This is a genomic window from Kineothrix alysoides, assembly GCF_000732725.1.
GTDB lineage: Bacteria > Bacillota > Clostridia > Lachnospirales > Lachnospiraceae > Kineothrix > Kineothrix alysoides.
Map to the genome: position 1 here is coordinate 884864 of NZ_JPNB01000001.1, position 21451 is coordinate 906314.

The 21451-nt window shown below is 35.1% G+C and carries 20 protein-coding genes; 19 read left to right on the forward strand and 1 reads right to left on the reverse strand.

Going from position 1 to position 21451, the window contains the following annotated elements; translation table 11 throughout:
• The first annotated feature begins 971 nt into the window (after window positions 1–971).
• The 14 genes from CC90_RS0104250 (at window position 972) to def (ending at window position 16114) form a co-directional block, all read left to right on the forward strand.
• Complete coding sequence (locus CC90_RS0104250; RefSeq protein ID WP_031389580.1) at window positions 972–1568, forward strand: type IV toxin-antitoxin system AbiEi family antitoxin domain-containing protein; 597 nt, start codon at window positions 972–974, stop codon at window positions 1566–1568.
• On the forward strand, window positions 1565–2470 hold the full coding sequence (locus CC90_RS0104255) for a nucleotidyl transferase AbiEii/AbiGii toxin family protein (RefSeq protein WP_031389581.1): 906 nt from the start codon (window positions 1565–1567) through the stop codon (window positions 2468–2470). Before CC90_RS0104250 ends, CC90_RS0104255 begins: the two co-directional genes overlap by 4 nt.
• Window positions 2452–5760 carry a type I restriction-modification system endonuclease gene (gene hsdR / locus CC90_RS0104260; RefSeq protein WP_330373184.1) on the forward strand — a complete coding sequence of 1103 codons (3309 nt, stop codon included), beginning with the start codon at window positions 2452–2454 and terminating at the stop codon, window positions 5758–5760. Before CC90_RS0104255 ends, hsdR begins: the two co-directional genes overlap by 19 nt.
• Window positions 5760–7274 (forward strand): class I SAM-dependent DNA methyltransferase, encoded by a 1515-nt coding sequence (locus CC90_RS0104265; RefSeq protein ID WP_031389583.1) that lies wholly within the window; start codon window positions 5760–5762, stop codon window positions 7272–7274. Before hsdR ends, CC90_RS0104265 begins: the two co-directional genes overlap by 1 nt.
• Window positions 7274–8902: a restriction endonuclease subunit S gene (locus tag CC90_RS0104270; protein WP_081905866.1), complete on the forward strand. Its 1629-nt coding sequence runs from the start codon at window positions 7274–7276 to the stop codon at window positions 8900–8902. Before CC90_RS0104265 ends, CC90_RS0104270 begins: the two co-directional genes overlap by 1 nt.
• Before the next feature lie 12 nt (window positions 8903–8914).
• Window positions 8915–10519 (forward strand): AAA family ATPase, encoded by a 1605-nt coding sequence (locus tag CC90_RS0104275; protein WP_031389585.1) that lies wholly within the window; start codon window positions 8915–8917, stop codon window positions 10517–10519.
• Window positions 10516–11247, forward strand: a complete 732-nt coding sequence (locus CC90_RS0104280) for a hypothetical protein (protein WP_031389586.1) — start codon at window positions 10516–10518, stop codon at window positions 11245–11247. The genes CC90_RS0104275 and CC90_RS0104280 overlap by 4 nt, the downstream gene beginning before the upstream one ends.
• Window positions 11248–11282: 35 nt before the next feature.
• Window positions 11283–11969, forward strand: coding sequence for a hypothetical protein (locus tag CC90_RS0104285; RefSeq protein WP_031389587.1), 687 nt, complete (start codon window positions 11283–11285; stop codon window positions 11967–11969).
• Window positions 11970–12109: 140 nt separating this feature from the next.
• Window positions 12110–12319: a hypothetical protein gene (locus CC90_RS0104290; RefSeq protein WP_031389588.1), complete on the forward strand. Its 210-nt coding sequence runs from the start codon at window positions 12110–12112 to the stop codon at window positions 12317–12319.
• Window positions 12253–13014: a DUF2971 domain-containing protein gene (locus CC90_RS0104295; protein WP_132038499.1), complete on the forward strand. Its 762-nt coding sequence runs from the start codon at window positions 12253–12255 to the stop codon at window positions 13012–13014. Before CC90_RS0104290 ends, CC90_RS0104295 begins: the two co-directional genes overlap by 67 nt.
• A 123-nt stretch (window positions 13015–13137) precedes the next feature.
• The gene (locus CC90_RS0104300; RefSeq protein ID WP_031389590.1) at window positions 13138–13326 is read left to right on the forward strand and encodes a helix-turn-helix domain-containing protein; all 189 of its coding nucleotides are present in this window, start codon (window positions 13138–13140) and stop codon (window positions 13324–13326) included.
• Between the two features lie 139 nt (window positions 13327–13465).
• A complete protein-coding gene (locus tag CC90_RS0104305; RefSeq protein ID WP_031389591.1) occupies window positions 13466–14743 on the forward strand; it encodes a tyrosine-type recombinase/integrase in 1278 nt (425 codons plus the stop codon).
• A gap of 677 nt (window positions 14744–15420) precedes the next feature.
• On the forward strand, window positions 15421–15675 hold the full coding sequence (locus CC90_RS0104310) for a helix-turn-helix transcriptional regulator (protein WP_031389592.1): 255 nt from the start codon (window positions 15421–15423) through the stop codon (window positions 15673–15675).
• Window positions 15656–16114: a peptide deformylase gene (gene def / locus CC90_RS0104315; protein WP_031389593.1), complete on the forward strand. Its 459-nt coding sequence runs from the start codon at window positions 15656–15658 to the stop codon at window positions 16112–16114. Before CC90_RS0104310 ends, def begins: the two co-directional genes overlap by 20 nt.
• A gap of 119 nt (window positions 16115–16233) precedes the next feature.
• On the opposite strand, the gene CC90_RS0104320 is transcribed toward def, so the two are convergent.
• Window positions 16234–16416: a hypothetical protein gene (locus tag CC90_RS0104320; RefSeq protein ID WP_031389594.1), complete on the reverse strand. Its 183-nt coding sequence runs from the start codon at window positions 16414–16416 to the stop codon at window positions 16234–16236.
• Window positions 16417–16927: 511 nt separating this feature from the next.
• Here CC90_RS0104320 and CC90_RS0104330 point away from each other — a divergent pair.
• From CC90_RS0104330 to CC90_RS0104350, 5 genes are all read left to right on the forward strand, one after another.
• Complete coding sequence (locus CC90_RS0104330; protein WP_035315145.1) at window positions 16928–17380, forward strand: MarR family winged helix-turn-helix transcriptional regulator; 453 nt, start codon at window positions 16928–16930, stop codon at window positions 17378–17380.
• Window positions 17381–18808, forward strand: coding sequence for an MFS transporter (locus CC90_RS0104335; RefSeq protein ID WP_031389596.1), 1428 nt, complete (start codon window positions 17381–17383; stop codon window positions 18806–18808).
• Window positions 18809–19220: 412 nt separating this feature from the next.
• Window positions 19221–20156, forward strand: coding sequence for a CPBP family intramembrane glutamic endopeptidase (locus tag CC90_RS0104340; RefSeq protein WP_031389597.1), 936 nt, complete (start codon window positions 19221–19223; stop codon window positions 20154–20156).
• A 106-nt stretch (window positions 20157–20262) separates the two neighbouring features.
• Window positions 20263–20490 (forward strand): hypothetical protein, encoded by a 228-nt coding sequence (locus CC90_RS0104345; RefSeq protein ID WP_031389598.1) that lies wholly within the window; start codon window positions 20263–20265, stop codon window positions 20488–20490.
• Between the two features lie 170 nt (window positions 20491–20660).
• Window positions 20661–21422, forward strand: a complete 762-nt coding sequence (locus CC90_RS0104350; protein WP_031389599.1) for a tRNA threonylcarbamoyladenosine dehydratase — start codon at window positions 20661–20663, stop codon at window positions 21420–21422.
• Window positions 21423–21451 lie beyond the last annotated feature (29 nt).

A 21451-nucleotide genomic window follows, 5' to 3' on the forward strand; every position in this document is an offset into this window, starting at 1 on the left:
GATGAAATTGATTTTGGCTTAATATTTTCCCCATGGAATTTCCATGGGGAAATGAACTTTTGCTAGGGAATTTCCAATGAAAACCATCAATCCATAGGGAATTTCCGAGGGTACAATAATCTGAGGATTTTAAGATCAATTTTTTACACATTATGCCCATGGGGAAATATGAGGGGGAAATGAGCTTTCCATGGGGAATTTCCAAATGATAAGTACCGATTTATGGGGAATTTCCATGGGAAACATAAAATATCAGGGGTTTTAGGGGGAGAGCCCCTAACTAGAGGCATTTGGGGCGGAGACGTCTCCAATGCGTATCTAGCCATGTAGGTGGGGAGTGTATTGTTTGCAAGGCAAGGAGACATGGATGAGAAAATGACGGGTAAAGTAAATTTAATTAGTACTGATAAATGATTTAGGCACAATGATAAGGTGCTTTAATTGGAACAAATTTGGGTGTATGTATTAAGCAAAGCCCTTGGGGGTCTGTTGCTAGATACGCATAAGAGACGGCTCCGGTCTTTTATGAATCTAGTTAGGGGAAAATCCCCTAAACCCCTAAAAATATTGAAGTGATAGCACTTCTTACTATCATTTTAGGAAAGTGAGTGCACAAAATACTATCACAGGGAAATTATGATAGCACTTTTTGCTATCACTTTTTATATGGATTTTTATAAGATTTATTTCTAAAGAAAAGTGAGTGCATTTTTTACTATCACTTTTGTTTGGTGAGTGCACTTTTTACTATCTTTGATCCATTTTGATAGCACTTTTTGCCATCACTTTATAATTAATATATTTAAATGTACCCATATAGGTGGATGCTATATTTGTGCTAAATTTATCCGCAAATAAGTAATTTTGCGGATAAATTGTTTTGACAAGATAAAATATTTTGGATATAATAATTGATATGAATTTATCCGCAATTATAAAAAAGTTTTCTCAAATTAAGAGAGGGTGCTTGAATGGATATTCAAACAGCAAAACAAATTTTTAATGCCCATAATGGCATTATGAAATCGAAAGAAATTATTGAAAATAAAATATATAATCGTTTTCTGAAAAAACTGATCGATGAAGGATATGTAGAGAAGATTAAATTCGGTTTTTACCAATGGCAGGATGAACGTGCTTATAGTGAAGCAACTGTTATAACCAGGCTTTTTCCTGATGCAGTCATTTGTATGGAAAGTGCATTACAATATTATGGCTATACTGATCGTACTCCATCAGCATGGTGTCTAGCAGTTGATAAGCATTCCACAAAATCAAGATTCAATATTGATTATCCAAGTGTAAAACCACATTACATTCCAGAGGAACAAATGACTCTCGGAGTGGAAGTGGTAAAGATTGAAGATACAGAACTGAAAATTTTTAATAGAGAACGTGTAATTTGTGACTGTCTTAGACAAGAAAACAAGATGGATGTTGAAGTCTTCAATAAGGCAATCCAAGCATATATAAAAGACCCTAAGAAAAATGTTCCTCGTCTGATGGAATATGCAAAGATACTGCGAACAGAGAATAAGGTTCGTAAGATGATAGGAGTATGGCTATGAAAGATATAGCAGCGTCAATTTTGGCGCGCTTGAAAAATCAAGCAAAGGAAACAGGATTAAGCTATCAAATGTGTTTGCAGCTATTTTGCCAAGAGGAATTTTTAAGACGGTTATCCTTGTCACAATACAGCAGTAATTTTATTTTAAAGGGAGGATTGTTCATTTATACACTTACTGAATTTCAAAGTAGGGCAACACAGGATATAGATTTTCTTATGCGTCAACTTTCAAATGATATCAGTAAAGTGCAAAGTATTATGGAAGAAATAAGCCTTGTTCCTACAGCGAATGACTATATTACAATAGAGGTATTAAATGCCGACACAATAACACCAGATAAGGAATATCAGGGAGTATCCGTTAAGTTCATTGGAAGGATTAAGCAAGTAAAAATACCGTTCTCAATTGATATAGGGATGGATGATGTAATTGTGCCAAAAGCAGTTAAGAGAATGATTAAAACAAGATTATCAGATTTTGAAGCACCAGAAGTCTATACATATTCACTGGAAAGTACCATAGCTGAAAAATTTGATGCCATCCTAAAACGTATGGAAGCCACGAGTCGGATGAAAGATTTTTTTGACATTTACTATTTATCCAGTATGTTTGATTTTGATGGACGTAAATTACAGGAAGCTATCTGGCAGACTATACAGCATAGGGGAACACCTTATGAATCTAATACTTTTGATCGAATTGCGGCTTTTGGAGTAAATACATTTTTATCAGCACAATGGACACGGTTTCAACCATCTATACGGGTGCAGTTACCAGGATTTGAAGTTATCCTACAACGAATAAAAGAGTTTCTTCAACCGGTATTTGAAGCATCCATTCAGGAAAGAGAATTCTTTGGAGAGTGGTATGCAGAAGAGAAAAAATGGCAGGAACAGATATGAAGATAAGTAGTAAACGAATGACACAATATGTGAGGGAGGTAAAGATGAACTCTAATTTTGAATTCTTACAAGATAAATTTCCAATTCTATATCAAATTGGCGCTTTAGCTGAAAAATATCTATATTCGGATGCTAATTCATGCCTAATTAAGTTAGGAATGATGGGCGAAACTATTGTAAATATGATGTTAAAACTAGATGGGATAGATCCACCAGATGTTGAGAATACACATGCTAATCGTATACGTGTTCTTAAAAAAGAAGGATTAATACCTAAGAATATTGATGACATCCTTTACGCACTTAGAGTAACTAGAAATGATGCAATACACCAAAATTTCGAAGATGTTGAAAAGTGTAAAACACTAATCGAAATGGCATATACACTTTCTGTCTGGTTTATGCAGACTTATGGAGAATGGGATTTTAATTCCGTCGCTTTTGTTCTTCCATCAGAAGAAAGTGATAACTATCATTCAATCATCAAAGAAAAAGAACAGCTAATACAGGAATTGACGCATAAAATTGAATCTATTCCGGCACAAAGTGTTAGTAGCAATGCGAGAAGACAGCAGGCAAATAAGGCAGCCTCTTTTATTAACCTTTCAGAAAGAGAAACTAGATATATTATTGATGAACAACTTCGTCAAGTTGGATGGGAAGCTGATACTGATAATCTCAAATACTCAAAAGGAACACGGCCACAAAAAGGTAAAAATATTGCAATTGCCGAGTGGCCGACTGATTCAAAAATCAGTTCGAGAGGTTACGCAGATTATGCCCTGTTTGTAGGAGAAAAAATAGTGGCTATTATTGAAGCAAAAAAGGCAATAGTTGATATTCCTTCAGTATTGGATGTACAAGCCAAAGACTATGCACAATGTGTGAGAGAAGAACATACTCCATATATTGTTTCTAAATGGCATATTTATCAAGTACCATTTGTTTTTGCTACTAATGGTCGAAAATATTTGGAACAATATAAGGAAAAATCAGGAATATGGTTCCTTGATTTGCGAGATGAAAGTAATATTGCTAAGCCTTTACGTGGGTGGGTGAGTCCGCAAGGTATTTTGGAATGGCTTGAAAAGGACATAGAAGCAGCAAATAATAATCTTCAGAATACATCGAAAGATTTATTGACAGACAAAGAAGGTCTAAATTTAAGAGACTATCAAGTAGAGGCAATAAGCGCTGTTGAAGATGCTATTATGAAAGAGGCAAAAACTGCATTACTTTCTATGGCAACAGGTACAGGAAAAACACGTACTATTCTTGGAATGATTTACCGATTTTTAAAATCTGGTCGTTTTAGAAGAATATTATTTTTAGTAGATCGTACAGCTTTAGGAGAACAGGCACAAGATGTTTTCAAAGAGGTAAAACTTGAAGATGTAATGACTCTCGATGAAATCTACAATATTAAGAACTTGGACGATAAAGACATCGACCCTGAAACAAAAATACAGATTGCTACTGTTCAAAGTCTTGTAAAACGAATTATGTATAATACGGGGGAAACAATGCCTGCCGTTTCTGACTATGATTTAATTATAGTAGATGAGGCTCATAGAGGCTATATATTAGATAAGGAAGCCGGAGAAGATGAGCTCTTATATCGCAACCAAGATGACTTTGTGAGCAAATATCGTACAGTGATTGAATATTTCGATGCTGTAAAGGTAGCATTAACGGCAACTCCAGCATTACACACAAGTGAGATTTTTGGAAAGCCCGTTTATGAATATAGCTACCGTAGAGCAGTTGTAGAAGGATATTTAAATGACCATGACGCACCACATAATTTGACAACCAAGCTAAGTGAAGACGGTATAGTATATGAAAAAGGTGATATTGTTCCTGTTTATGATCCTGCTACCGGCGAAATTACGAATAGTGCGGAGCTTGTAGATGAACTAAAATTCGATGTAGAGCAGTTTAATAAACGTGTTATTACGCCTAATTTTAATCGAACGGTTTTAGAAGAAATAGCAAATGATATAAACCCAACGGGAATGGGTAAGACCCTTATTTATGCTGTGGATGATAATCATGCTGATATGATTGTAAACATTTTGCGTGAAATTTATGAGCCCTTTGGTATTAGCAACAATGCCATAATGAAGATAACAGGTAAATCAGGTGATAAAAAACGCGTAATGGAGCTTATTCGTACTTATAAGAATGAACAATATCCCAATATTGCAGTTACAGTTGATCTACTAACAACCGGTATTGATGTGCCTGAAATTACAACACTTGTATTTATGCGTCGCGTAAAATCCCGTATTCTATATGAGCAAATGCTGGGTCGTGCTACACGTCTGTGCGATAAAATAGGCAAAACTCATTTTGAAATTTATGATCCCGTTGGTGTGTACGAATCCCTACAGGATGTCAGTACAATGAAACCTGTTGTTGCAAATGCAAATGCTACGTTTGTGGATCTGATTAAAGGATTAGAAACTCTTGATACCGATGCTAAAGTTCAAAATCAAATAGACATGATTGTAGCGAAAATTCGAAGGAAACAAAAACGAATGACGGAAAGAGAAAAAGAACAGTTTGAGCATTTATCAGGTGGTAAAAATCCATTGGAGTTTATAGCGCACATAAACAGTCTGTCAACAAATGAAAGTAAAAACGTATTACTAAATAAACAAGAACTCTTTTATATGTTGAATGAAGGTGGCATAGATGCGCGACGCGCTGTAGTTGTTTCAGATAAAGAGGATAAGTTATTAACTCATACCAGAGGCTATGGAAGGGGACAAAAGCCGCAGGATTATTTAGAGGAATTCAAAGCATTTATTATAGAAAATGCTGAAAAAATAGAAGCACTTAAGCTAGTATGTACTCGTCCTGCTGAGCTTACAAGAGCAGCATTAAAGTCCTTAAGATTAGAGCTTGATAGTAAAGGTTTTACAGAGACACAGCTTAATAGTGCATGGAAGGAAACAACAAACCAAGATATTGCCGCTGATATTATCAGTTTTATCCGATCACAGGCAGTAGGTTCAGATCTTTTAGGCCATGAAGAGCGCATACAAAAGGCAGTGACGAAATTAAAGTTAGCTCATAATTTTTCCAAAATGGAATTAGATTGGCTGGAACGTATTGAAAAATTTCTGCTTACAGAAACCGTGTTAAACGAAGAAACATTTAATCTGGGTGCATTCCATGATTTTGGTGGGTATACCCGTATTGATAAGCTATTTAAAAATAAATTAAAAGATTACATCACAGAGTTAAATCAATATCTCTATGATGATGGAGGCAAAGTAGCATAATGAGCAATCAAGAAATAGTACAAAAACTATGGAATCTTTGTAATGTACTTCGTGATGATGGTATAACTTATCACCAGTATGTTACAGAGCTAACCTACATTTTATTTCTAAAAATGATGCAGGAAACGGCGCAGGAACAAGATATTGCTAAGAATATTACAGGTTTGGAAGAACTAAAAGAAAAACAAAATAAAGGTGAAAAGCTGACAAAAGAAGAACAAGGTGCACTTGCAGAAAAAGAAATCGTTGTAGATTATTCATGGGAAACTCTTGTTTCAAAGGATGGAATTGAATTAAAGAAATACTACAATACCATGCTCCGTTTGCTTGGCGAACACTGTACAGGACATATTCGAGATATTTATCGTGAGGCAAGAAGTAATATTGATGAGCCAAAAAATCTTGAGAAGATTATCAAGAATATTGACAGTCTCGACTGGTACAGTGTAGACAAAGATGGTTTTGGGGATCTTTATGAAGGGTTGCTGGAAAAAAATGCAAATGAAAAGAAATCAGGTGCAGGGCAATATTTCACCCCTCGTGTGTTAATCGATATTATGGTAAAACTAACAAAGCCAGAAGTGGGTGAACTATGCAATGACCCTGCTTGTGGTACATTTGGATTTATGATAGCAGCTGACCGCTATGTGAAAGAGCATAATGACATGTTCGCTTTATCTGATATACAATATAGTTTTCAAAAGCATAACGCATTTACTGGTTGTGAGCTTGTTGCAGATACGCACCGCCTCGCTATGATGAATGCAATGATCCATGGCATAGATAGTGATATTAAGCTTGCAGATACACTATCCAATCAAGGAAAGAGTATGCATGGTTTTGACTTGGTACTGACAAATCCACCTTTTGGCACTAAGCAAGGAGGCGAACGCACTACACGTGATGATCTTACCTACCCAACATCAAACAAGCAGTTAAACTTTTTACAACATATTTATCGTAGCTTAAAGCAAGATGGTAAAGCCCGTGCAGCAGTTGTATTGCCTGATAATGTACTTTTTGCAGATGGTGACGGTGCAAAAATCCGTGAAGATTTAATGAATAAATGCAACTTGCATACTATTTTACGATTACCTACAGGGATTTTTTATGCGCAGGGAGTAAAAACAAATGTCCTGTTTTTTACTCGTGGGAAAACCAATGAAGATAATACGAAAGAAGTATGGTTTTATGACATGCGTACCAATATGCCTTCTTTTGGCAAGACAACACCACTGAAAGAAGAGCATTTTGCTAATTTTATTAAAGCTTATGAAGCGATAAATAGAACTACAGTGAAAGACGAACGTTTATCTGTATTTATGCGTGAAGAAATAGCAAATAAAAATAACAGCCTTGATTTAGGCTTAATTCGTGATGACAGTATTTTGGATTACGAGGATTTACAAGATCCTATTGAAAGTGGGGAAGAAGTAATTGCACAGCTCGAAGAAGCAGTTGACTTAATTATGAGCGTAGTGAAAGAACTGAAAAGTTTAGGTGGTGAATTCTGATGGCAAAGAAAAAAGAGAGTCTTACTTTAGACGAAGGATTAGATAAAGCACTTGTGGCAGATTGGGAACAACCTTATCAAGTGCCAAATAATTGGCTCTGGATAAGGTTAGGTGAATTACTTACAGAGGTAAAGAATGGAACAACGATTAAGCAAGATAAAGCTTTAGAGGGATTTAATGTAACTCGAATTGAATCATTACAACAACAAACAATAGATTTTAATAGACTTGGTGTAATTGTGGATGACTCGAAAATAAAAGATTCTGATTGGTATAAAAAAGGTGATATAGCATTAAGCCATATTAACAGTGCAGAACATGTTGGAAAGACCGCATTTATAACAGAAGATATGTTGCCTTTAGTTCATGGTATGAATCTTCTTCGCTTGAGATTTAATAATCTGTTTGATCCAAAATTATTTCAACTATTTTCTCAATCATTTCAATATAAACAATCTGTGATTGAACGTATAAATATGGCAGTTAATCAAGTCAGTATAAATCAGAAACAGTTATGTACCATAGAAGTACCACTGCCACCACTTGATGAACAGCAACGTATTGTTGGCCGTATTCAAAGTCTGTTTTTTAAACTTGACGAAGCAAAAGAAAAGGCACAAGTTGCACTTGACAGTTTTGAAAAACGAAAAACAACTATTTTACACATGGCATTCACAGGTGAACTTACTAAAAAATGGCGAAAAGATAACAATATTGATTTGGATAGTTGGGAAAAAACTAAATTAGGTAAAGCTTGTCAAGTTAACCCTAAGAGAGTGGATATCAAAAAAATGGATGACACTACAATAGTAACCTTTGTACCAATGCCATCTGTTTCTGAAATACTTGGAGAAATTACAGAGCCAATTAGTGAAAGATTACAAAAGGTAAAAAAAGGATATACAAATTTTTGTACAGATGATGTTTTATTTGCCAAAATAACACCATGTATGGAAAATGGTAAATCAGCTGTAGTCGGAAATTTAGAAAATAATTTAGGGTTTGGTTCGACTGAATTTCATGTACTTAGGAGTAATGAAAATACATTTAACAGATATATTTATCATTTAGTAAGATGGAAGAAATTTAGAGATGAAGCGAAAACAGTTATGACTGGTGCAGTTGGTCAACAACGTGTTCCAAAATCGTTTATGGAAGAATACTCCTTATATCTTCCGTCTTTACCAGAACAAACCGAAATTGTCCGTATTCTTGACAGCATTTTTGAAAATGAACAACAAGCAAAAGAGCTTACTTGCGTCATAGAAAAAATAGACCTAATAAAAAAAGCGATTCTTGCCAGAGCTTTCCGTGGTGAACTTGGCACAAATAATCCAGAGGAAGAAAGTGCATTGCAGCATCTTAAGGAAATGTTGTCTAAAGAAAATATAGAAGAACAAAAGCCTAATAAAAAACAGATTACTATTCCAAATAGCATTTCAAAGCAATTTAAGACGGACTTAGAGGAACAGATTTATAGGGTTATATTAGAAAATCAGAATTCCACTTTAAATCAAATTTTATCATGTATTTCTTCATCAAAACATCTTGATGCTATGGAAGTAATTACGATTTTATATGAAAAAGGGCTGATAAACAAAAAAGAAGATCTTTATTCTGCTAAATAAGGTGGTATTATAATGCAAATTCAATATTTAAAAATCAATGGTTTTAAAGCACTAAAGGACTTTGAAATTCACTTTAATGCTCGTGAAACAGGGGATAGTTTGGTTGTACTAATCGGAGAAAATGGTGCTGGAAAATCTACGGTATTGGAGGTTATCCTAAGGATTTTTGGAGCATTTTATTCTGGCAAAGTATCAAATGAATATCGTTTTGACTTTGAAATTATATATATTCATGCAGCAAAACGAGTAAACATGGTATGCATTAGTAAAAATTATGAAGTAAAAGTGTTAGAAAATAGCCAAGTTATTTTTGATGAATCGGGTTCCCTAAATGTAATTAAGAAAAAATTAAAAAATGAACAGCTAAGAATTGTTCCTTTGCGTATAGTGACATTTTATTCCGGAGTGAATAATAAGTTTTCATCTATTGTGGACACTTTAGAAAAATCATATGCTAAATCATGGCGTGAAGATGTAATTAATCATCTTAAATTTATTTATTCAGAACGCCCAGTAGAGAATGAAAGAGGTCATTCTTCTTATTCAAGGTATGATAAGAGATTTATTCACTGCAAGGATGATTTAGTTCCAATATATTTAATATCATTATTATGCGGAATAGATAGTTCATGTAAGAATTTCTTAAAAGATGAGCTTATAATAAGTGAAAACCTTAAAATCAAAATAGAATTGAATGTGAAAAAGTGGAAAAATCTTGCAGATGATAGTTCTGAGAGACACTTAAAAAAGGTTCTTAGTGTTATATCTTTTGTTATGGATAATTTTGAAAACAAAGAAAAATTTATGGATGATTTTTATCACAACACATCAAAAACTTCGCTTAATGACAAATTTTTAATATCAATAGATGATACTAGTTTATTTAATGCACCTCAAAGTCTAATATATAATTTTTTGGAAAGGATATCAGCATTATTTGATGCAAAAGTTAAGGTTACAATCAACGGTGTCGATATTATGGATTTTAGCGAAGGACAATTACAATTAATTAAAATATTTGGCATGTTAAGCATTTGTAAAAATGAAGAGTGTTTAGTACTTCTAGATGAGCCAGATGCACATATGAATCCTAAGTGGAAATATTACATTAGGGATTATGTTCAAAAGGCTGTATCAGGAGCTGTAAACACACAAATTATACTTGCTACACATGACCCACTCGTTATTAATGGCATGCCAAAAGAAGATATAAAAATTTTTGGTAAAAATAATGAATCAAATATCCAAGTTTTTGATCCGAATAATGACACGATGGGAATGGGTATAGATGGACTTTTGCAAAGTGAATATTATAGGCTTAAAACTTCATACGACCAAAAAACTTCTGATAAATATCAAGAAAGACAGCGCCTATACATCAAGCTTATCAATAAAGAGATAACCGATGAAGAGAAAATCAAGCTAAAAACACTGACAAAAGAAATCGGAGCACTTCCTGTTTCTAATAACACGATTGACTTTCTGTATGATGATTTTATGAGTGTGTTCAGACAGAGTGAATTTTACAATAAAGAGTATCTTGAATTTGATCAGATAGAAGAACGTCGACGAAAAATTAAAGAAATTATATCTACTTTATATGAGGAAATACGATGAGATATATTAACTTAGAGAAACTTTTAGAGCAACGCGACAAATGGGGAGAGGGCGCAGAACTTTGGAAGAATGCAATATTGAAAGAAGACTTCAAAAATTATTTTTATTCTAAATGTTGGTACACAGAAGTTAGTTTTGCTGGTTTCGATATTGATATTGACCATTTTAGACCTAAATCGGCAATAAAACAGTATAAGGACTATTATTATAATAGTGAATTAAGTGATTGTGGATATTATTGGTTAAAAAATGATGTATTAAATTATCGTGCAAGTTGTACTTTTTCGAATCGGGCACGAGGAGATGGTGGAAAAAGAGAATGGTTTCCTCTTAAAAATGAAAGTCCTTTATTAACTGAGAGTGGACAAGAAGTTGAGATACCTTTCCTATTAGATCCTTGTGATAGAGAAGATGTGGAGTTAATATCCTTTATGGGAAATGAAATTGAATGTACATCTACGGACCAATTTAATGAGGAAAGAGTTAAGGTAAGTAGCGAATTATATAATTTAGTACATACTGATATTAAATCAAAACGTATTAAAGTGTGGAATGAAGTAGAAAAAACATTGGTAGAATATGAGGCGACAGATATTTCAGAGGGAGTATGCCTAAGAAGATTAGGCGAAATGGTTAATAGAAATGCTGAATTTTCTGCGTGTGCAATTTCGGCAGTAAAATCGTTAGCACCAGATGAAATAAAAAATAAACTTGATTTAGAGCTGTAGATTTGAATAAAAAATGAATTTGGTGAGGGTGTAATGTGAAAAAAGAGAAGGAAATATTAACACCAGAATTAATCATTGATGGAAAATATAGTTCAGTAGAAAAGAGTAATTCTGATGTGATTCAAAAACTTGAATGGGGTGAACATACTGATGTTTTATATTCGTTTTGTAATATAATAGCGTTGGGGCTTTATATTCAGGAGAAAAATAAATATGAAATAGGAAATGATAAGCGCATACGACTGCGCGGTAATAGAAAGTGGCTAGCTACGCATAAGAATCTTCAAGAACTTAAGTTGTACAACGATAAGGCAATTAAGGTTTTAATAGATTCTCAAATAATTAAGGAATTTGCCAAAATATATAACACAATTGGTAATGTTATTCCTATATGGCCAGGTGGTAATGAATTTAAAGGTAGATGCTTTATAAATGGTGCATATTGCTATGATATACCGGATATATTTTTTTGTGAATTCTACGAAATGGAAAAGGTGTATCTTAAAAATATACTAAAAAAAGAAATCACGGATGTAGCGTTGAGTCGATTTGGTGTTATTGCAGATACAAATTCACCAAATAAAATAAAAAGTATCTTTGAAATCTTTGAATATAAATCTCTTGATGATTATTTGGCTTTTGTGAACAATATTGTCAAAGAAATCAACACAAGAAATGATGAAATAAAAAAAATATTGAAAAATATTACAAATTCCAAGTGACATAAGTGAATTGTGTAAAAAAATGATGACTATTTATTGTAGATGATTGGAACTTGGACTGATATGTTCACCAACTCCCCACATGTGGGAGTGGTGGTATTTTCAAACATAAGAAGTGGAATATTACGGGAGGTGGTTTGATGAAGAGTAGTAATTATATGGAATTATTAAAGTGTAATAATATGAAATTACTTGAAATTATGAAACGTATTGAGATGTCACAAACGGTGTTTAAATATAGAAGATTTGACAATGCATCGACTGACGGAGATAAAAAAAAGATTTGGCAAGAATCAATGGATGGTGTTATTTTTTTTCAAAGCCAGCATTTTTTAATCAAAACGATATAAATGATTGTTGCGTAACATACGATACAGATATTCTATTAGATGATATTGCAAGACTTAATGGTTGTAATGATGTTGAAAGAACAAGAAATTTTTTGAAAGACAATCACGCTGATTTAGTTTCACAAGTTGAAAATCATAAAAATGAAATTCGTAATAATATAAGAATTGGTTGCTTTACATCGACTTCACCCAATGAATTAGAGATGTGGAGTAATCCATATTTTAGAGATGATCATAAAGGATTTTGTATGGAGTATAAAGTGTCAGAAGAAATGTTTTTTCCAGATCCAATGGTTTTTTTAAAAATAAACTATTGTGATGAAAAATTTGACTTTACAGATGTGATGATGAATTTGAATAGATATTGTCATAGTAATCATGAATCCTATTTGTACAAGGTGGTTTGTAATGGACAAAAGTTTACCTTGTTTAAGCCAGTGTCATATCAGAATGAGAACGAATGGAGAGTCATCGTTACTAAAAATCGATGGAAGTCGTATTTTGATATAAATCATAGTGATAAAAAAGACTTTCGAAAATCGATTAAGGCTATATATCTTGGAGCAGAAAGTATTGAAGAACCTGGATATATGGAGTATAAAAAATATGCAGAAGAAAGTTGTAGAGAGAATGATATAGCTTTATATCAAATGAAGTATACCGAACATGGGTTAGCTAAAGAGGAATTGATATAATATAGGTCGGGTATGTTTCGGAAAATATTTAGTAAATCTGATTCAACAACCTTAATAGATAATGAACTAAGCCCCATAACATGGGGCTATTTTTCTGCCCTAAAATTTAAAAAGGAGGTCACCATGAACCAACAATCCGAAAAAGCCCTACTCAACCTAGAAGAGTTCTGCTCATACTTAGGTATAGGCAAAACCAAAGCAAGAGAATTATTGAAAGACCCATCAAGCACATTTACCTTTAAGATTGGCAACCGTTATTACGCCAACAAGAAGCTATTAGACAAATGGCTTGACCGGAATAGCGGGAATTAGCCTATGAACATGACAAATAATAAAAAATCAAATAATTCAATCCAACCAGCCTGTTTTATAGTATAATAAGTCCATACATTGCTATGTATTTACGATTCCTATAACGCAGGTTGTTTTCGTTTATGAAAGGAGCCTGTATATGGGAAAAGATTTAAATGGCAAGGAACTGGGCACAGGAATTATGCAGAGAAAAGATGGAAGATACGTTGGTCGGTTTACCAATCGATTTGGACAACGACAGGAAGTAAAAAGCCGTGATCTAAAGGAATTGAAGACGTTATTAAACACAGCAATTTATGAAGATACCAATCATATGAATCTGTGTAAAACGTCAATTACCTTAGATAAATGGTTCAAGACATGGATGGAGCACTACAAGGAAAATACCATTTGTGCCAACACCAAACGACGTTATATGGAAATCTATCGGATGCACATTTCACCAGTTCTAGGAAAAATGAAACTGCTGGACATTACACAATTACAGATTTTGCAGCTCTTGAAAAAGATGGATGCAAAAGGATTACAGTTTGAGAGCCGGAATAAAGTGCGGATTCTGTTACAGGATATGTTTGACAAAGCTATGATTAACGACATGCTTTATAAGAATCCAGCAAAAGGAATTAAACTAGGCGCACATGATAAGAAAGAACCAAGGGTACTAACACCAGAAGAACAGGCAAGTTTTTTCGAGTGTTCCAAGGGAACGTTTTATGATAATCTTTTTGTGGTTGCCGTATCTACAGGACTAAGACCTGGCGAGGTATGTGCGTTAACCCTAAAGGATGTTGATTTTAAAGATTCTCTTATCCGTGTAAACAAAACCCTCGTCTATCAGACTTTTGAAGGGGATGAAAAGAAGACCTTTCATTTTGATGATCCTAAGACCAAATCAAGTAAAAGAGAAATTCCAATGAATCAACAATGTGCATTGGCACTAAAAAAGCAGCTCATGCAGCGAAATGTTGTTATGGGCAGAACCACGGCCAAGCCTATTGTAGGATTTGAGGAACTTATCTTTACCACCAAATTTGGAACACCAATTAATACCCAGACTTATTCTGATGCCATTAAGGCAGTCCTAGAAAACGTAAACTTATGTAGGGACGAGCTGGAGAAAATTGAATATTTCAGTCCCCATTGTTTCCGACATACCTTTGCTACCAGATGCTTTGAGGCAGGCATCAAACCAAAGACAGTACAGCAGTATTTGGGACATGTCACCTTACAGATGACCATGGACTTATATACGCATGTGCTAAAGGAACATTCACAGGAAGAAATGATAAAACTGGAAAAGGTTTTAGATAATACACTGGATGTTTCAGATGCTACTATCCATGAACGATTTGAAAAATTCCAAGAGTCAGATAAAGAGAAAGATAATATCGTTTATCTAAGTTCAGTTGGTACCTGAGAGAGCCAATAACTCTCTCAAAATTCTCCAGGTGCCAAAATTGGAGTTAAATTCAAAGAGATTGGTGTTGCTACCCAACATACCTAGATTCTACAAGCCCTCACAAATCCAAATGAACACACGTTTGCACGTCTTATTATGTATATCAGGTTACGCCGTATGATTTGTAGGAAATGCCGTTTATATATATGATTTAGTGGGGGAAGGGGACTTATAAGTACTTTTTCTTAGCGTAGAGTGTTGCAGTTTAGTGTGGCTTAATTAAAAATCGGGGTACAAAAGTCATACTTAGTTAATTACATTCAATACATCCAAATAAGCATATGCTGACTGAAATGGTTAGTATATATGCTTATTTTAGTGCCTGAATTATCATGCAGGTTATACCACCTTATGGCATTATAAAACATCACTTTCATCTGTCATACAAAAAATATCAAAAAAGATTCCTGTGCTTATCGCATAGATTGATGGAGGTTTTTTAAAGTCGGAAAAGTAGAGATGACCGTACTAGTTATGCGTATGGTTTCTTTTATTATGTATTATATCTAAGAACCAAAGGCAACCAGTAGAAGGCAAGGCTTCGCCATATGTAAGGTTAGGTTGACAATAAAAAATTAATATGCTAGTATTCGATTGTAAGGTTAACATGACATGTCGGGAGGTGAACAAATATAATGAAAAATAAAGTTCGACAATTACGAGAGGCGTTAGGTATGACACAAGAACAGTTGGGTGAAAAAGTCGGAACATCAAGACAGGCTATCAACGCAATTGAAACAGAAAAAAATGAGCCTTCCATATGGCTTGCGTATGATATCGCCCAAGTTTTCAATGAACCGATTGAAAGCGTTTTTATATTTGAAGAAAGCGAGCGAAAATCCCGTGCAGATATAAGCAGGAGGTATGCATATGGCACTCAGAGAGATTAGAACGTTTGATGATCAATTTTTACATAAGATAAGCAAACCTGTGGATAAGGTTGATGACCATATTAGGGAAATCCTTAATGATATGGCAGAGACAATGTATAATACACAAAATGGAGGCGGCTTAGCCGCGTGTCAAGTTGGAATATTGCGCCGCTTAGTTGTTGCTGATATGGGACAAGGTTTATTAAAGTTGGTGAATCCTCAAATTGTTGAATCCGAAGGAGATCAACTTGTTATTGAGGGTTGCTTGAGCTATCCTGGTATATGGGGTAAAGTACTGAGGCCAAAAAGAGTATTGCTCAAGGCGCTTGACGAAAACGGGAAAGCTATTACTATTGAGGCTTATGACGAACTTGCAAAGTGTCTTTGTCATGAAACCGACCATTTGGATGGATTATTATTTAAGGATAAAATAATTGAGTATGTGGATATCGAATAGCGTTCAGGGGTAATAAGATGGAAAATATAGATTAGTGTAATGTATCGAACTATGCGAAAAATGTTAATAAGCGCAAGCCGCACAGTGCGGCGGGAGAGGCGGATTATGTACCGAGAGATTTAATCTTCTCTCGGTTTGTTTCCGGGGGATTCAGTCCCCGGAAATGGTTCTGCCGGATAACCGTTGTTTTGCAGATCGGTTGTTAAAGAACCTGGTTTCTTAAAATGTTGTTTGGATGGTGTGGCCTCCCAAGTGCCGGAGGGTACGGTAGAGATGGGTTTATCTTTATCGGTTGCTTTCATATGAGTGACCTCCTGTTTTCTGATTAGTATGTGCAGGGAAAAGAATAATCATAAGAAAAAAGAAAATTATTTATCCGATGCAGGAAAAGAATATAAAAGCTATTTTTTAAACTTCTTGCTTATCAGTTAGAACGTACCATTATTTCTCTCTATATTGAAATAAATTTGTCTGAAGGAAAAATTGTATATGTATAGGTAACTACTAATATTAATTTTGGATTAGTAGTTTTTTTATGCATTCAGAAATTCCATTTTTATAAAACGGTTTGACGAACTTAAAGCTCAGGAAAATTAAGAATATCCCCTATACAGTATTATCATCAGTAGTCCGTACAACTATATCCTCCATAACTACACCAATCTGCATTATAATATTTAAATATAATAAGGTTGACATGTCAACTAATTTAATTTAAAATCTAGCTATTCTCAATATGTAATAAAAAGACATAGAGGAGAGCAAAATGATAAGGAACGAAAAGAAACCTTCTTTTTCCGGAAAGGAGACAATATGCAGAAAGCAAGAATTCCCATTACGAAACTAACGGGAGGTATATACCGTAATACTCTGGAATATACCAACGAAGTTTTTAAGAAATATTCGCTGGGCAGCGGCACCTATCCTTATTTGATGATTCTATATAATAAAGAAGGAATCAGCCAAAATCAAATCAGTAAAGAGCTGGCAGTAGATAAAGCCCTATCCGCAAGAGTTATAAAAAAGCTAATTGATTTAGATTATATAAGAAAAGAAACCAATACGAAAGATTCCAGAGCTTACTGTCTTTATTTAACGGACAAAGCAAAAGCCATTATTCCAGCCATGAAAGAAGAATTGGGTATATGGAATGAAATTATGACACAGAACCTTACGGAAGAAGAAAAGGATAATATTACAGATATTCTAAGCAAGGTCTTGGGGAATATAAAAAAATACAGATTAGAAAATGAGGAAAGTGACTAAATGAATCAGGCAGACGATAAATTTTATAAGAAAAGAAATATTATTTTATTTAATATTGCATTAATGACCTTTATGGGAACTTTAGACGGAAGTATTGTTAACGTTGCATTACCTACCATGGCAAAAAAATTATATATAAGTACGGAAGCTATTTCCTGGGTAGTTTCTATTTATCTGCTGGTAATTGCAGGTACCATATTAGTTTTCGGCAGATTGGGTGATATTATAGGAAAAACCAAGATTTTTAACTTTGGTATTATAATATTTACCATGGGCTCCCTTATCTGCGGTATTGCAGGCTCTTTTCCTTTTCTGCTCTTTGCAAGAGTTGTACAGGCTATCGGTGCTGCCGGTACCATGTCTGCTAGCCAGGGTATTATAACACAGGTATTCCCTCCTCAGGAAAGAGGAAGGGCTCTGGGGATTAACGGTACTTTTGTGGCCCTTGGTTCTTTGGCAGGCCCACCCATAGGAGGTTTCATCGTAGGGTCTTTGGAGTGGAATTACATCTTTTTAATTAATGTTCCTATCGGTATCATTGTATATCTCCTTTCGTTCCGCTTGCTTCCTAAATCAACCGAAAATTCGGATGAAAAACTGGATGTTAAAGGTGCATTGCTTTTTGCCATTGCAATCGTATCCTTATTCGGCTCCCTGCTAATAGGTGAAGATTATGGTTATAGACATCCATATATCATTGGCGGATTTATTTTATTTGTGTTATCCTTTGTTACATTTATTATTGTTGAAAATAGGACGGAGGCACCTCTTTTACAGCTGAAGCTGTTTCAGAATAAGCTATTTTCTCTCAGCATATTCTGTGGATTTATATCTTTTATCGCCATCAACAGTTTAACAATTATCCAACCCTTTTATCTTCAAAATACACTAAAGTTTTCACCCAGTTTTACCGGACTGATTATGATGGTATTTCCGGTGGTGCTGGCTGTAGTGGCTCCTTTAAGCGGAGCATTATCTGATAAAATCGGTTCGGAAATTTTAACCTTTATAGGATTATCGATAAACAGTGTCGGTTTAATTTTAATGTCCACCTTAACAGAACACACCAGTTTATATACCATGATTATTTATATTGTTATTATGTCCATTGGAAACGGCTTGTTTCAGTCACCTAATAATTCCCTGATTTTATCTAATGCTCCAAAGAATATGCTGGGTATTGTAGGCAGTGTAAATGCACTCGTTAGAAATCTTGGAATGATTACCGGTATTGCCATGGCTATTCTTATTCTCTACGGCAGAATGAGCAATATAATCGGTTATGATGTTTCAACTTATATTGAAGGAAGGGACGATGCATTTATCTATGGTATGAAAGGTGCTTATATGACAGCCGCAAGTGTTTGTGCGGTTGGTGCTATTTTAACGGCTATTCGCTTAAGTAAAAGGAAAAGCAATATATCATGACTGAAATAGTTGATGAATATTCTTATCTTAGCACCTTAAATTATCAAACAAGAAATTCATATAAAGTGATAAAAACTGGATACGAGATATACAGAGCGTTACAAGGGTATCCTGTTAGAATGATATATGACAAATACTTTTATAAAAGTACGTTATAAAGGAAGTGTTCCTCCATTATATTCACAATGTGCTTCTGAGAGTAGAAATAAAGCAGTATTAATTGCAGGGCATATCGGATAGTAAGACATCTGGTATGCCTTATTTTTATTTCTATATTTCATTATTCCTGTTATAAAATAATGGTAATGATTTCCTATATAAGATATAATAAGATAAAATTTTCATGAAGACCGGTTTTTAAAAATCCATAAGTGTATTAGTGGAATAAACTCAGAAACTGGAGGAGATTACGATGATAAAAAGAGAGGAACAAAAAAAGACAATGCAAAGAGCAATCTATCTTGTGCTTGTTCTCGGCATATCTTATTTGCTATTTGTTATCGCTTTGTTTGTGAATGATAATAGTAATAATCCAATATATGAAATTCTCCAAAAGGGATTTACGGCGTTTCCTGTGCTTGCGGCAATCATCGCGCGCGGACTTACGAGAGATAAAACTCCTTGGCGAATTTCCATAAAAGTTTGGAAGCAGCCAAAGCTGTGGGTATTTTGTGCATTTATACCGAGTATTCTCATTGTGTTGGGAGCCGTATCTTATTTTATGCTGTTTCCAAATGATTACAGTGGTGGATTTCATTATGGCAGCCTGCTTGCACTGACGGGAGCAGAAGTAAACGGTATAATGAAAATTAATAATCCTGTTGTGTTTTGGATGATCTCAGTCCTGATTTCCGCTGTTTTTATTCCCATTCAGCTTCTGGAACTCGGCGAAGAAATCGGTTGGCGCGCATACCTCCTGCCAAAGCAGATAGAGCGTTATGGTATGCGCAAGGCGGTGCTGTTAAATGGCGTTCTCTGGGGTATCGCCCATTTGCCGTTAATTTACTTCGGCTTTAACTATAGTTCAGATAACCCTGGTGCACCTTGGAGCAATATGGCGATGATGCTATTGACTTGTGTAATCTTGGGGGTTATTCTTTCCTATGTGATGATTATCAGCGGAAATGTAATGTACCCTGCCATCATTCATGGTGCTGTTAATGTAATCGGTGAAGTACCGGTATATCTTACGATTTCTCAAAAAAGTGGATTGCTTGGCCCTAATCCAACAGGACTGGTTGGTATGATGGGGCTGATTCTCTGTGCTATCGTTCTGTTTGTCTGCCTTGGAAAAGCAGATAATAAGCTGACAATAGAAGGCAAAGGGTTTACTTGCCTGGAAAGCTGAGTATTTCCATAGGGATTTTTAAAATTTAGTTAATAGAAAATATGTATATTTTTCCAAACCTGTCCATATATTATACAATAATTGAATTTATTATTGGAGGTAGAGTATGGCAGGGAGACCGAAAAAACCGCTGGAAGATAGAATTGCGGAAAAAGAAGCATTAATATCAAGTTTACAGACAAGAATCAAATCCGAGCAAAGCGAGTTAGAAGCTTTGTATAATGAAAAGAAGCTGAAGGATTTGGAAAGCTTGAGTGACCTACTTAATACGTCGGGCTTGAACGCCGACGAAATAACGGAGGCGATTGAATCCTACATATCCCAGAAAAAGTAAGTCTGATAGATGTGCAATGTGATATACACTTGGCACATCACATAAAAATGAGCGAAAGCAGTACATCTGCCTTCGCTTATTTTAATATCTACTTGACAAATCGTGGGACTATGTTTTAATCTTAAAGCCGACTAAGAACATAGTAATAATATAGAAAGTAGATAAATAGAATGTTAAACCAATTTTCGAGAACACAATTATTATTGGGCGAAGAGGCGATGAACAGACTGCAAAACGCCCGGGTTGCCATATTCGGCATCGGGGGAGTCGGAGGCTTTGCTGTGGAGGCCTTAGTTCGAAGCGGCATAAAAAGCTTCGATTTAATTGACGATGACAAGGTTTGTCTTACCAACTTAAACAGACAGCTTATCGCAACTTATAAGACGATAGGAAAATATAAAGTGGATGTGATGAAAGAACGTATATTGGAGATCAATCCTAAGGCAGAGGTAAATGTACACAAGTGTTTTTACCTTCCGGAGAATGCCGGTGATTTTGACTTCACGTCTTATTCTTATGTAATTGACGCAGTGGATACCGTGACGGCCAAGCTAGACCTTGTGGTACGTGCTAATGAGTCGGGAGTTCCGATCATAAGCTGTATGGGAGCAGGGAACAAGCTGGATGCGACGAAATTCGAGGTGGATGACATCTATCATACCTCTATGTGCCCCCTCGCCAAGGTAATGAGGCGGGAACTGAAAAAAAGAGGAATCGGACGGCTGAAGGTAGTCTATTCCAAGGAAAAGCCCACAAGGCCGATAGAGGATATGGCGATCAGCTGCAGGACTCAATGTATCTGCCCTCCGGGAGCGGCACATAAATGCACGGAAAGACGGGATATTCCGGGAAGCGTAGCTTTCGTGCCCTCAGTGGCCGGATTGATTCTTGCCGGAGAAGTCATAAAGGATATATGCGGGATGGAAGCGTAGGTAGAAGGGCGTTATTATTCGTATGAAAA

Excerpts from the sequence above, each read along its gene's own strand:
- CC90_RS0104250 (WP_031389580.1), top strand. The coding sequence starts at position 972 with ATGGATATTCAAACAGCAAAACAAATTTTTAATGCCCATAATGGCATT.
- CC90_RS0104310 (WP_031389592.1), top strand. The coding sequence starts at position 15,421 with ATGAAAAATAAAGTTCGACAATTACGAGAGGCGTTAGGTATGACACAA.
- CC90_RS0104270 (WP_081905866.1), top strand. The coding sequence starts at position 7,274 with ATGGCAAAGAAAAAAGAGAGTCTTACTTTAGACGAAGGATTAGATAAA.
- def (WP_031389593.1), top strand. The coding sequence starts at position 15,656 with ATGGCACTCAGAGAGATTAGAACGTTTGATGATCAATTTTTACATAAG.
- CC90_RS0104320 (WP_031389594.1), bottom strand. The coding sequence starts at position 16,416 with ATGAAAGCAACCGATAAAGATAAACCCATCTCTACCGTACCCTCCGGC.
- CC90_RS0104350 (WP_031389599.1), top strand. The coding sequence starts at position 20,661 with ATGTTAAACCAATTTTCGAGAACACAATTATTATTGGGCGAAGAGGCG.
- CC90_RS0104335 (WP_031389596.1), top strand. The coding sequence starts at position 17,381 with ATGAATCAGGCAGACGATAAATTTTATAAGAAAAGAAATATTATTTTA.
- CC90_RS0104330 (WP_035315145.1), top strand. The coding sequence starts at position 16,928 with ATGCAGAAAGCAAGAATTCCCATTACGAAACTAACGGGAGGTATATAC.
- CC90_RS0104290 (WP_031389588.1), top strand. The coding sequence starts at position 12,110 with ATGAAGAGTAGTAATTATATGGAATTATTAAAGTGTAATAATATGAAA.
- CC90_RS0104265 (WP_031389583.1), top strand. The coding sequence starts at position 5,760 with ATGAGCAATCAAGAAATAGTACAAAAACTATGGAATCTTTGTAATGTA.
- hsdR (WP_330373184.1), top strand. The coding sequence starts at position 2,452 with ATGGCAGGAACAGATATGAAGATAAGTAGTAAACGAATGACACAATAT.
- CC90_RS0104305 (WP_031389591.1), top strand. The coding sequence starts at position 13,466 with ATGGGAAAAGATTTAAATGGCAAGGAACTGGGCACAGGAATTATGCAG.
- CC90_RS0104255 (WP_031389581.1), top strand. The coding sequence starts at position 1,565 with ATGAAAGATATAGCAGCGTCAATTTTGGCGCGCTTGAAAAATCAAGCA.
- CC90_RS0104280 (WP_031389586.1), top strand. The coding sequence starts at position 10,516 with ATGAGATATATTAACTTAGAGAAACTTTTAGAGCAACGCGACAAATGG.
- CC90_RS0104300 (WP_031389590.1), top strand. The coding sequence starts at position 13,138 with ATGAACCAACAATCCGAAAAAGCCCTACTCAACCTAGAAGAGTTCTGC.
- CC90_RS0104345 (WP_031389598.1), top strand. The coding sequence starts at position 20,263 with ATGGCAGGGAGACCGAAAAAACCGCTGGAAGATAGAATTGCGGAAAAA.
- CC90_RS0104340 (WP_031389597.1), top strand. The coding sequence starts at position 19,221 with ATGATAAAAAGAGAGGAACAAAAAAAGACAATGCAAAGAGCAATCTAT.
- CC90_RS0104275 (WP_031389585.1), top strand. The coding sequence starts at position 8,915 with ATGCAAATTCAATATTTAAAAATCAATGGTTTTAAAGCACTAAAGGAC.